We start from the raw sequence: 13,915 nt of genomic DNA on the forward strand, positions 1-13,915 counted from the left end.
AATTTTCAAACTTAACTTTATTTTATATTTCTTTAATAAAAATTATTTTTTTTATTTTCTATTATACTGTTTAATATAGATTCTTCACTTCCATACATAGACTTAATTAAATCTATATTTTTATTTCTTAATTCTTCTGATTTATAGTTAGTTGAATATCTATGAAATAAATGCCATATTGTAGATTCTGTTCTAACCATATTTTCTAGTCCATACATATATCTTATACTTATAAAAAATATATTATCTTCTCCTCCCCATCCTTTAATCCTTTCATCATATCCTCCTATATTTTCAAAGGTTTCTCTTTTTATAATACACATACCACCTGTCATAGCACCAGGAGACATACATCCAGTTTTATCAGCTATTTTACATCCTTCAATATCTATATCATCTGTTTTTATTGCAAAGTTATCAGTTAATAGTTTTTCAGTTTTTCCTTCAGTCATTTTTACTAGCTTGCTAAATGGTAATACAAAATAATATTTATCCAACAGCTCTATTGCTTTTTCTAATTCTTTTATATCAAATACTAAATCTGCATCCGCTATTATAAATATTTCTCTAGTAGCTTTTTTAGCTGCACTATTAATTGATTGTGCTCTTGAGTATGGTTGTGTTGTTGAATCTCCTATACAAATCTCAACTCCAGGCATTAATATTTCATGTCTTTTTTTTATCCATTCCCAATTTTTTTGTCTATAAGATCCATCAGGCTTATAAGGAACTAGTAATGATATATTGTCAAATTTCAATTAAGTCACCTCATTTTTATTTACAAGAAACAGTGTCATAATTTAATATCTTTACAGCATCAAATTATGACATACTCTTCTTAGTTATTTTATTCAATTTCATTTATTTCTGTGATTAATTTATATTTAAATCAATTCTAAATAACTTTAACATTTTTTGTATTTCTTTAATAATATACATTATATATACTTTTATTTTGTAAGTATGTGTAATATATTTAAAGGAGATAGTCTATGAGAAAACTTGTAATTATAAATATGAGGTTTAATACCCCTATGAATACTTATGTTGAAGTTCCTAGGTTAACTAAAGAATGGATTGATTATAGAATGGATATTTTTATGAATTATACCTGCAAAAGTCTTATTAATCAAACAAACCAATCCTTTATAGGAATTGTTCGTTATGATGAGTTATCTCATAACCTTATTGAGGAAGCATTATCTAGATATCCTAAATTGCCAGATAATATTGTTTTTACACCATCTCCTAATAGAATTATAAATAAAGCTTTAAAAAATTATGATTATTTATATTTAAATAGGATTGATTGTGATGATATGTATCATCCTACATTTGTACAGCAATTAATAGATTTCCCATTTTATGAAGGTTTGGAATGTATATTAAATCAGCACGGATATATATATGATTCTGTCAATAATAGATTGGGAACATGGTTTCATAAATCACCTCCATTTTATACACTTATCTATAAATCTGAAGATTATTTAAATAAAAAATACTATAAATTGAATAGAGGACATACAGGTGCTATATTATTAAATCATGAAATTATTAATAATAAAAATTTCATTGTAAATGTTCATGAAAAAAATACTATGACAAAATTTGAAAAAAGCCATACAAAAGAAGTTATATTAGATGAAAATTTAAAAACCTCTATTTTAAAAGAATTTAAAATAATCTAGATTATATAGCATCCCTTATATGTTAACACTAATTCATAATATATAAGGGATGCTACTTGAATTTATATTACATAATTAGTTATATAATAAAATTTCTGTTTCTAGCTTGAAACTTTCACACTCACATTCAATTTCTAATACAATATTTTTATCTTGCATTAACTTACTTGGAAAATGCCATCCTTTTAGACATTTATCTTTTGTATGGTTGATTATTTGTCTCTTTAATACTGGATAAATAATTTCATCTTCTTTTAAACCATTTTCATCTTTTCCAAAGTACTTGTTGATTTTATATTCACTTGTACATTTAAATCTTAACTCCCCTATATTTGCTCCGTCTTTTTCAAGTAGTATTATTTTATCCTTAACTACAAACTCTATATTTTTAGCCAAATTAAATAACATCTTATAATTATGTTTATTTATTGACTTTATATTATCTATTATAGTTATTAATTCGTTTGATTTATTGTATTGAACTTTTCTTTCATGTACTACATCCTCATATCTTTCATTTACACCTATTACATAAGGTACGTCTCCCTCTATATCGTAGTCTTTTATCCTTACTTTTTCGTATTTACAGTCTTTAGTGTATAGTTTAGAGCTATCATCTACAATTAGTGAATTGTGTGCAAATCCTGAGTATCCATATTGTGTATATTTATTGTAATAATCGTATCCTCTGCACCCTGCATCTATAAAAACATCTCCATCTTTGTATATTAAAATAGATAAATCATCGCTATGTTTATGATATGATCCATGATATGCTGCTGTAAATAATATATAAAGTGCCTTATTCTTTTTATCCCAACTATTCCTAAATATTGCATATCCAGCATCTTTAAATACCACAATATTTTCTTGTGGCTTGATACCTTTTTCACCACAACTTATAGAATACTCATATCTAGGATCACTATATAACTTATATAAAGATATATTATCTATTACTTTTATACATTCATTATCTCCAATTTGTGGGAATGTTCCATCTGGTTTTAATATATTATAAGAAAACTTTAATGTATTTAAATACAAATTGTATAAGTAATCACAAGTTAACGTATCATCTTTAAAAACATTGTAAATCTGATACATATTTCTTGTTACAATATAATGATACTGTGGAGTATGTTCTTTATGAACTCCATCTAATGTATATATATTCTTAAAATAATTATATAATCGCTTATGTGCTATTTTTGAGATTTTATTAACATCTGAATTATTTTTAAAAACCTCACTATATATTAATAATGTTATATCTTGAAACATTGCGTGATTTGTATTTTCTCTATAAAATTTCCCCTTCGCAATCAAATTAACAGTTTCTTTTATACATTTTTTTAATAATATTGTACTATTTTTATCCAAGATATTTTCACTACACAAAATAAATTCAATCCAATTATTTATTCTCAGTGCTATTGTTTCATCATGATATGCTATTTCATTTTCATATTTATAATTAAACTCATTTATCCAACTATTTATTATTTCTATACCTTTAATCAAATAACTATTATCTTTTGTAAATCTATATGACTTTATTATATCCCCTATAAAAACATGCCCATGCCAGTATCTATTATTGGATCTATTTTCATCTATGACTTTCCATTCACTTGAACATGAATCATATTTATTTATTACTTCATTTGCATTTTCTATATAGTTTTTGCTGTATTTTATTCTTAATAATGGTTTGATTTTTTTATAGATTTTTTCACTATTTTCTATATCGTAACTCATATTTCGCCCTCCATAAAGTTTAATATATATAATTGAATTATAGGTTTAGGATATTTTTAACACTTTTCTATTTTTTAGAATATATTAAGTTATAAATAATACTTATAATCTAATGTTTTAAGTGTTATTTAATATAAAATAAAGCGAGGAATTAATCATGGATAAAACTATAATAGTTAATATGAGATTTAATACATTTATGTCTACTCATCCAGAAGTTCCAAGACTAAGTAAAGAGTGGATTGATTATAGATTAGATATTTTTATGAGATTCACTTGTAAAAGTCTTTTGAATCAGTCAAATCAAAATTTTATAGGTATCGTTCACTATGATGAATTATCTCATGACCTTATACAAGAAGGGTTATCTAATCATCCTAAGTTACCTGATAATGTTATATTTACTACTAATCCTAATAAAGTTATAAATAAAATTGCTAGAACCTGTGATTATTTATATATTGCTAGGATAGATTGTGATGATATATATCATCCTACATTTATTCAACAACTAATTGATTTTCCATTTTATGAAGGCTTGCAATGTATAATAAATCAAGAAGGATATATATATGACTATGTTAACGATAAATTAGGTGTATGGTATCATTTCTCTCCACCTTTTTATACATTAATATATAAAAGTGAAGATTATTTAGCTAAAAAATTTTATAAATTATCTCAGGGGCATAAAGCTGTAATAAATTTAAATCATGCTATAATAAATAAAAGAAACTTTGTAGTTACTGCTCATGCTAATAATACTTCAACTGCTTTTGATAAAAGCCATACAAAAGAAGTTATAACTGACAAAAGTATTAAGTCGTCTATATTAAAAGAATTTAATATAGTTGATAAAAACAAATAATTATTAATTAAATAAAAGTGTATATATTTCTAAAAACATTTTGGAAATAATATACACTTTTTATACATTTATAAATAATCTTCACAATTAAAGATTATACTTTTTTATTTTAATTTATCATATAAAATTATCTTTGTTTTAATTTCAGCTGTTATACAATCACACTCTAATTCTATTGTATATCTTTTCTCTTTTTCCTTTGGTTTAGGAAAATACCATCCCTTTGGAATATCTTCAGTTTCACCAAAGTATTTATTAATAACAAATTTTTCAGATGATTCAAAGCTTATTTCACCTATTTTTTCTTCAGTTCTTTCTTTAACTAAATATGTTTTGTCACCTTCATACTTTATATTTATTCCAACTGCTAAGTTCCAAAGTATTTTATAATTATGTTTGTTTTTGGAACCTATATTATCTATGATTTTTATATAGTTATTATCTTTTTCATATTCAACACTTCTCTTATGAATAATATCTTTATACCTTTTATTAACACCTAAAACATATGAGTAATTTTCACTTATCTTATAATCTTTTATATATACATCTTCATAGTTTAAGCTTGCATCATTTAGTTTTTGCAAGTTATTAGCTAAGTTCATATCTAATTTCATAGATTTATTATCTACAATTAATGAATTATGTGCATATGATGAATATCCATATTGAGTAAATATATCCGAATATTCAAATCCATTGCAACCTGATTCTACAAATAAATTTTCTCCTTTATATATTAATACCGACAATTCATCACAATGTTTATGGTATCGGCTATTATAAGCTGCACTAAATAATATATATAGTGCACTCTCTTTTTTACCCCAATCATCTCTAAGTATTGCATATCCTGCATCCTTAAAAACCACACTATTTTCAAGTGGTTTACTTCCATATTTTCCACAAGTAATTGCATATAAATATTTTTTATCATCGTATAAATCTTTATATTTTGATATAACTTTAGAAGGTGCATTGTCTCCAATTTCTGGAAACCTTCCATCTGGTTTTAATATTTGATAAGAAAATCGTAGAGTTTTTGTATATAAATCATTCAAATAATTTGAAAACTCTAATTCTATATCCTTTAATATCTTAGAATATAAATAAACACATTTACTAACTTCATAGTGGTACATAGGGGTATGCTCTTTATGAACTCCATCTTCAGTATATACAAATTCAAAATAATCCTTTAATCTTTTTATTGATATTTCTTTGTATATATTAGAATTTAAATCCTTGTTAAAGACTATACAATAAAGTAATAATGATAAATCTTGATACATACCATGATTTGTGTTTTTATTATGAAAATTATCATCAGATAATAATTTAGCAGTTTTTTCAATATTAGTTTCAAATCTTTTTAACTGTTCAGCAGGAAATAAATCATGAGCTACTAATAAAAATCCTATCCAATTGTTTAATCGAAGGGCTGTTGTTTCATCATGAAATGCATATTTACTTTTATTTTTAAGCTCATAATCTAACTCAAAGTTATCCATCCAATTATTTATTATTTCTATTCCCTTTTTTATAAAAATTGTATTGTTAGTTTCTTCATATGAGCTTAACAAATCACCTAAAAAAATATGCCCATTTAATCGTCTTAAATAGCTTCTTCCAACTTCAATATTTTCCCAATCTAGCTTTTCATTTAAGTCTATATATTCATAACCTGATATTCTTAATTTATTATTATTTACTAGGTCATCACTAGCATCCAAATAATTTTTATTGACATTAACATTTATCACTTGTTTTAATTTAATATACAAACCTTCTATATTTTTATCTGTGTAAAAATCCATACTAATCTACTCCCAATATAAGTTAACGTAAAAAATAATTTTTAAATTTTACAGCAATTCTTATTATTTATTTTTAATATTTTTAATTTCTTAATCTACTTATCGATCTTTTAAGTACTTAGTACAAAATAATTTTTGTGCTTAAAATAAAACTATCTATATTTACTTCAATTTCCAAAACCATATTTTTTTCTTTTTCATATCTTGTTGGAAAATTCCATCCTTTAAAGTTTTCATTTTTGACAATTTCTTTTTCTAACTGAGATGATATTATAGGATAAATAATTTGATTTTCATTAAGATCTAAAGCTAGTTCTCCCCAGTATATGTTTTTTTTATATTCACAACTTGACTCTATACTAACCAATCCTATTTCTTTATTAGTATTTGACAGTTTAATTATTTCTTCATTATTAAATTTTATATTTTTACCAAAATTAAATAATAATTTATAGTTATGTTTATTTTTAGAAATGATTTCATCCTTTATATGTATAGTAGTATTATTTTTTTCATAGGTTATAGTTCTTTTATGAACTACATCTTCATATCTTTTATTTACTCCAACTACATATGGTTTGTCAAATTTTGTATCATAGTCACTTATATATACTTCTTTTTCTTTTTTGTTATAATCAAATCTGTAAAGAGAAGATTCATCATCTACTACAAGAGTGTTATGAGCATATGCAGAGTACGCGTATTGAGTATACATATCATCATAGTCGTACCCTATAAATCCAGCTTCTATAACTATATCTTCTCCTTTATAAATTAAAAAAGATAAATCATCACTGTGCTTATGAGTTTTGCTATTTTGTGCTGCTAAAAATAATATATAAAGTGCCTCTTTTTTCTTTTGCCAACTATCTCTTAATATTGCATATCCACTTTCTTTAAACACAACTATATCTTCTTTAGGAGTTTTGCCTTTTTCTCCGCTAGTTATAGCATACAAAAAATAGTCATCCTTATATAAATTTGAAATTATTTCATTTTCTATTATTTTAGATGGTTGATTATCTCCTATTTGTGGAATAGTTCCATCTGGCTTTACTATTTGATATGAAAACTTAAGTGATTTTTTATATAAATCATCCATATATGATACTCGTTCGTAGTTGTCATCTTTGAATATCTCATACATATTATGAATAATGTCAGTTACTAAATAATGATAATGTGGAGTGTGCTCTTTATGAATTCCTTCTTTTGTATAAATATAATCTAAATAATTTTTTGTTCTGTTGTAAGCTAATTTAATATAGTAATCTACATTTTCATCTGTAGTAAAAACTTGTGAGTATAAAATAAGAGCTATATCTTGAAACATACCTTGATTTGTATTAGTTAAATAAAACTCATTATTAGCAAGTAACTTAGCTGTATCTTTCATTACTTCAGCTAATAACTCTAATTTTTCATTACCTAATATATTTACTGAAATTAAAATAAATCCAATCCAAACATTCATTCTAAGTGATGTGGTTTCTTTGTGATAAGCTATTTTATTGTCATATTGATTATTATATTTTTCTATCCAATCATATATTATATCTAAACCTTTTTCTAAATAAGTTGTATCTTTTGTTACTTGATATGCCTTTATTATTTTCCATATAAAAAATTGAGAATTTAAGTATCTAAGGTATGTTCTTCCTTTGCTAGTATCTACCCAATTTATACTATCTTTATATGTTACTTTTTCATGACTATTTATATAGAAAGTATTACTATATATAATTTCATTTGCCATTTGTACTGGGTCGTTATCTTCTAGCCCATTTATATAAAAACTCATTTTGTCTCTTAATAAATTTACTATTTTATTATATATAATATCTGGATTATTTATTTCATACATTAAGATCAACCTCTATTAAAAAAATAGCTTATTAAATCCCGCTATTTTATATATCAATACTACTTAAATTTATATCTTTGTTTATATTTTCAACAAAATTAAATTTATCTATAGAAAAATATCTATACCCAAATTTAAATTTATTTATACTATTTTTATGAATACACTCTAGAAGTTGCTCTAAATTATATTGCAATATTACGCTGTTTTTAACTATAGATTTGTCTAAATCTAGGGAATCGGTATAAGTAAACTCTGAATTTTCATTTTTTAAGCTTAAATTATTATTAATTAATTTAAACTTATTATTACTTACTGCAAAGAAAGACTTCTTACCTATAAATTCTGCATCTGTATATGAAGTAGCATTAACTAAATCTGTTATATAATAAGGTCCATAATGATTATTTAAGTTTATAAAACTTATATAGTTTTCTTCAAATTTAATAAAATCATTTTGAGTAACCTTATCTAATAAAATAACATTTGAGTCATTATCTTGTTTTTTAATTACTTTGTATAAGTTTTCATTTTTAACTATTACGTATAATTTTTTATATCTATACTCTTGATTAGAATATAGATATTGTAATTTATTAAAATCTATAATACTTTCCACAATGCCTACAATGCCTACAGTAGTTTCAGTTTTTTCTATATATATACCTACTTTATCTAATATATACTTTAATCTATGATAGTAAGTATGCTTAGACAATACTTCTCTTATTCCTTTTACTACTTTCATTTCGTAGTAGTTTTTATTCTTTAAGTTTATAAACTCTTTCTCTAATTCATTAGTATTGTCTGTTGATACTACAAGTCCATTAAATATTTTATTTATACCAAGTGAGTAAGAACTAACAATAGGAGTCCCGCAAGCTAATGATTCAAACACCCTTCTAGAAAACATAGTCGGTGAATCTACTACTGTATTTATATTTATCATTACCTTGTATCCCTTGTTTACTTTATCTAATTCACCAGGTGGTATATATCCTTTTATATATTTGTTAAATCGTTCTGGAAAGCTATATAATGGATTTCCTAAGTTATAATTTCTATCATATATATCAACACCTATTTGATTTATAGCTATATCTAATATATTTTTTAAATTTTTTCCTCTCTCTTCATATTTATGTCTATAAAAGCTTCCTGCAAAGCATGCTTTATCTTCTCTTTTTTCACTAATTTTTATAGGATTGTGAATCTTAGGTTGAGCTGCAAAAGGTAATGTATACACATTTTCATGATTTAAATCTGTTTTATATCTATCTACACTGTTTGCGTCTGTTGTAAATACATAGTCAAATAATTTCGCCGCCTCTATAAAATTTTCATAGTGGACTGGATCTTCTTTATTCCAAAATATAGTTGGTATTTTTCTTTCTTTACTCCAGTTTATTAATTCTTCTAAGTTTCTTATATTGTACTTATTTACATGCTGAATTTTTTTTGCCCATTGACCATCGTTTCCTTTCCACGCTGATTCAACTATTAGCATATTAGGTCTATTATATTCTAAATCAACCTTATAAGTATTTATATCTACTTTTATAAGTTCGCACATATCTTCATAACAATTCATAGTAAATGGATCAAATATACAGGCTATTTTTAGTTTTTTTATATTTTTAGGAGTAAAGTATTTCGAATTTATTAGTTCATCTTTAGATAAATTTTCTATTTTTTTTCTTCTAAATATTTTTATACCATTTACACTTGCAGTTCCTTTCCCAAGGATTCTAAGTGCTATATTTATATACTGTCCTTCATTTATATTGCTTATATTTTTTATACTATTTATAGTCATATTCTCATGATATATTTTATTGTTATCTTTGTCGTATGTAATTACATACAACAATATATCTACATTTTTGTCTTTTTTTCCATTAAACGCTATTTTATAATCATAATCTTTTTCTAAATAAAATTTTTTGTGAGTTGTTTTTTGTATTTTTTCATCTACCTCATCCCAGTATATATATACTGCTTTATCTAAATTTTGACTGTTTATATCTAAATTATCATAGTGACTAATATACACATCACTATCTTTTTTACAATTCATACAATGTTTTTGTGATAAATTAATTTCTTCATATAAGTCATAATCGTACACAGTATCACCGCTTTCTATATACTAGATCCTATTAGATAGTATTTATAGCCTATTGACTCTATGTTATCTTTATTAAAAAAATTTCTTGTATCTATAAATATATTATTATCCATAACCTCTAATATGGCTTTATAATCTAGATCTTTAAATACGGTGTGATCTACACCTAATACTAAAAAATCACTATTTTTAGCACATTCATATATATTATTATTTAGAACTTCATAATTTTTTACATAAGGATCGTAAAGCTCCACCTCATAATTATTTTTTCTTAATATATCTATCAAATGTACAATAGGACTTTCTCTCATATCATCTATATCTTTTTTATATGTTGCACCTAGTATGCATACTTTAATGTTTTTCTTAGTCTTATCTGTAAGCTTTTGTATTTTATTAAACACATAAGTAGGCATATAGTCATTAGTATTTCTAGCTAGTTTTACTATATTAGCTAAATCTTTGCTACTTTCTACTATAAACCAAGGATCCACCGCTAAACAATGTCCTCCTACACCCGGACCTGGATTTAGTATATTTACTCTTGGATGTTTATTGGCATATTCTATAACATCCCACGCACTCATACCTAATTTATCACATATTAAAGATAGTTCATTTGCAAATGCTATATTTATATCTCTGAAAGTGTTTTCAATAAGTTTTACCATTTCTGCAGTGTCAGTATCTGTTGTATATATTTCACCTTCAACAAAACTTTCATATACATTTTTTATTTTTTCTGCAGATATTTCATTTATTCCGCCTATGACCCTATGATTACTTACTAATTCTTTTATTATTTGCCCAGGTAAAACTCTTTCAGGACTATATCCTAAATAAATATCATTACCTATATCTAGATTTGTTTTTTCTAAAATAGATTTAACAATATTTTTTGTAGTTCCAACTGGTGATGTCGACTCAAGCACTACTATATCTCCTACTTTTAGATATGGTAATATATCATTAACTGCTTTTACTATATATTTCAAATCCGCATTTTTATCTTTCGTTATTGGTGTTGGAACACATATTATAAATATATCTGATTCTGATGGAGTAAGAGATCCCTTAAGCATATTTTGACCTACGACTTTTTTTACTAATTCATCAAGATTCGGCTCTTTTATGATTATTTTTCCTTCATTTAAATTTTCTATAACATCTTGATTTATATCAACACCAGTTACATCATATCCATTATTTGCAAATAATGCCGCAGTTGGCAAACCTATATATCCTAATCCCAATATACAAACTTTTTTACGCATTTTTTCATCACCTATGTCATTAAATTTATTATTAAAATATACTATTAAATAACTAATTGTTTTGTGATATGAAAAAAGTTTCTTTTAGCTTTTGTCTAAAAAAATTTAGTATTGTATACTCGCATACGTAACATTTATAATACATCTCCATATATTATAATAGGTTAATAATATTGTGATTAACTATACTATAAAAAAGAAGGTGATTAAAATTTCTAATTCTTCCGGATTTTTTTCAAAATTTAAGAAGAGATTTACTAGTGGGGACGCAATTCCCATTACTAAAGAGGATGTATCATCAGATAATATTTTAAATGATATAAGCATTTCTAAAGATGCCATAAGTGAAGATTTTGACAAACCTATTGTAGGTGATGATATTAAAACGCCTAATGATACTGCAAATTCACCTAATAATACTTATGATTTAAATTCTAAATATGAGAGTATTCAAAGCTTAAAAAGTTCACCTTGTATGTCTATTAAGGATTCAAGCAGTGATTGTTTGATTTCATTAGATACTCATGGAAATAACTATTATACTACAGGAAAAAGGAAATTATTATTCAAGGTAGAAAAATACAAATTTAACTATCCTGTACCTAAAAGTACAACACTCTACTATTATCCAAATCTACCCATAATACAAAGTTTAGAAGTTACTACTAATCCTAAGAAAAATTCGGATACAACAACTATAACATGTGGTGGTCAAAGTGTAATAATTCCTATTCAATATGAATATGAGGAAATAACATTTAAACCATATGTATCATTTTCTGTAGCACTCTATAATCAAAAGCCTCCTGGTTTATTTAATAATAATAAACCACCTACTGATATAGAAAATTTAGATATATATACACTTGAAAATGATTCTTTATTTTTAATTCCATTTACAATGTGCTTTTCTGATGTATCAAAAAACTTTGTTCCATCTGATTTTTCAGTTAACGTTACAGTTACTGATCCACTTGGTGGTACTGTATCTCCAGTTTGCGAGTTTGATACTTACTATTTATATGAACTTGAAGTTGAGATTGAATTGCAGTTGTCTCCTTTAATTGATTTAAGTTTCATAAATTTAGATACCTTAAGAGTTTTAAATTTAATATTAGGTAAACCAGAAGATAATACTTTATATACTCAAGGTGAACTTGATTATGTAATTAATATTGATTATACTGGTGTAGCTAATTTAGACTATGCTATATTTGATTATCTTCTTAATTTAAGAATATTAAATATATCTAGTACAGGTGCTAACATTGATTCAGACAGTAAATTTGCTCATTTAAATAATTTAATTAGATTGACAACATTAATAGCTAAAAATAATAATTTCTTAGACTATTCAGCATTCTCATTACTTATTAATCTAGTTCCTACTCTTACTACTATAAGTATAGACAATGACTTCACTAAATTTATTAGTCTTTCAAGTACATCTGAAGATACTTCAGTTTTAGCTATTAGTAAAGGTCTTTTATATCTTGACATGTTTAAAAATTTAACTTCATTGAGTGCTGTAAATAACGGTCTAACTTATTTAGATAATGGATTCGCATCACTTTCTAAGTTACAACACTTAAACTTAAGTCATAATATAATTAAGATTTTCCCAGATCCAATTTTCAGTATGTTACACTTAACTAATCTAGACTTAAGTTTTAATCAATTGACAACATTACCACCTGATATTCATCAGCTTTTAAACTTAACTGATTTTGACTTAAGTTTTAATCAATTAACTAGTATCCCTACTGAAATTGGAAACCTTTTAAATTTAAGTTCTTTAAATTTAAGTAACAATAACTTAACTAATATACCTGATGAGATTGGTAATTTATTAAGTTTAGCTTATTTAGATCTTTCTGAAAATAATTTAACTACTTTACCAGCTGAATTTAGTAATCTTTCAAGCTTAGTATCTTTGAATTTAAATGGAAATAGCATACAAGATTTATCTCCTTTATTTGATTTACCTAACTTAGAGTTTTTAAGCATTGAAGGAAATCCTATTGACCCAGGCTCTATTGAAAATCTTCCTGTAACTATACTAGATTTATCAAATAGTAGCTTAGATAATCAATATATAATTGATATTAGAATCTCTCAAAAACTAGAAACTTTAATTATTTCTAAAAATAATATTTCTGATATATCACCTTTATCAGTGTATAATATAAATGTATTTGCACTTGATCAAACTTACTATTATACTCCAGCTCTTACTCCAATAGAAGGAATCTTTACTATTGACTTACAAACATTCTTAAAAGACTTAGATGGAGAGCCTCCTTGTATAGATTATATTTCAAATGGTGGTGTATGTGGTCCTATTGAGAGTTGCGATTGTCTAAGTATCACTTGGGTTGGTATAATAGAACCAACAGAAGTTTATTTTGATTTTTCAAATGCAATAGAAACATTCTCAGGTAGAGTATTTATACAATTAAATCCAAGTTAATATTTATTTTAAACATACATTAAAAAAATCTTCTTTATA

9 protein-coding genes are annotated in these 13,915 nt (G+C 24.7%); 3 read left to right on the forward strand and 6 right to left on the reverse strand.

The genetic code is table 11. The features are described 5' to 3' along the window. Positions 1-32: 32 nt before the first annotated feature. Positions 33-758: a galactosyltransferase-related protein gene (locus BLP75_RS03615; protein ID WP_092723001.1), complete on the reverse strand. Its 726-nt coding sequence runs from the start codon at positions 756-758 to the stop codon at positions 33-35. Between the two features lie 234 nt (positions 759-992). Here BLP75_RS03615 and BLP75_RS03620 point away from each other — a divergent pair, with 234 nt between their 5' ends. Continuing rightward, the gene (locus BLP75_RS03620; protein WP_092723003.1) at positions 993-1,691 is read left to right on the forward strand and encodes a hypothetical protein; all 699 of its coding nucleotides are present in this window, start codon (positions 993-995) and stop codon (positions 1,689-1,691) included. Between the two features lie 75 nt (positions 1,692-1,766). On the opposite strand, the gene BLP75_RS03625 is transcribed toward BLP75_RS03620, so the two are convergent. Beyond that, positions 1,767-3,452, reverse strand: a complete 1,686-nt coding sequence (locus BLP75_RS03625) for a heparinase II/III domain-containing protein (protein ID WP_092723005.1) — start codon at positions 3,450-3,452, stop codon at positions 1,767-1,769. 157 nt (positions 3,453-3,609) lie between these two features. Between BLP75_RS03625 and BLP75_RS03630 the strand changes: the two genes are divergently transcribed. Beyond that, positions 3,610-4,320: a glycosyltransferase gene (locus BLP75_RS03630; protein ID WP_092723007.1), complete on the forward strand. Its 711-nt coding sequence runs from the start codon at positions 3,610-3,612 to the stop codon at positions 4,318-4,320. A gap of 104 nt (positions 4,321-4,424) precedes the next feature. Here BLP75_RS03630 and BLP75_RS03635 read toward each other — a convergent pair whose 3' ends face one another. The 4 genes from BLP75_RS03635 to BLP75_RS03650 all read right to left on the reverse strand — a co-directional run bounded on the left by BLP75_RS03635 (position 4,425) and on the right by BLP75_RS03650 (position 11,406). Continuing rightward, positions 4,425-6,137: a heparinase II/III domain-containing protein gene (locus BLP75_RS03635; RefSeq protein ID WP_092723009.1), complete on the reverse strand. Its 1,713-nt coding sequence runs from the start codon at positions 6,135-6,137 to the stop codon at positions 4,425-4,427. Positions 6,138-6,255: 118 nt separating this feature from the next. After that, entirely contained in the window at positions 6,256-8,001 is a 1,746-nt protein-coding gene (locus tag BLP75_RS03640; RefSeq protein ID WP_092723011.1) for a heparinase II/III domain-containing protein, read from the reverse strand. Between the two features lie 46 nt (positions 8,002-8,047). Beyond that, complete coding sequence (locus tag BLP75_RS03645) at positions 8,048-10,129, reverse strand: CgeB family protein (RefSeq protein WP_092723013.1); 2,082 nt, start codon at positions 10,127-10,129, stop codon at positions 8,048-8,050. Between the two features lie 14 nt (positions 10,130-10,143). Next, positions 10,144-11,406 carry a nucleotide sugar dehydrogenase gene (locus BLP75_RS03650; protein ID WP_092723015.1) on the reverse strand — a complete coding sequence of 421 codons (1,263 nt, stop codon included), beginning with the start codon at positions 11,404-11,406 and terminating at the stop codon, positions 10,144-10,146. A gap of 175 nt (positions 11,407-11,581) precedes the next feature. On the opposite strand from BLP75_RS03650, the gene BLP75_RS03655 reads away from it, so the two are divergent. After that, positions 11,582-13,876 carry a leucine-rich repeat domain-containing protein gene (locus BLP75_RS03655; RefSeq protein ID WP_092723017.1) on the forward strand — a complete coding sequence of 765 codons (2,295 nt, stop codon included), beginning with the start codon at positions 11,582-11,584 and terminating at the stop codon, positions 13,874-13,876. The last annotated feature ends 39 nt before the right edge of the window (positions 13,877-13,915 follow it).

Source organism: Romboutsia lituseburensis DSM 797, from assembly GCF_900103615.1.
GTDB classification, from domain to species: domain Bacteria; phylum Bacillota; class Clostridia; order Peptostreptococcales; family Peptostreptococcaceae; genus Romboutsia_F; species Romboutsia_F lituseburensis.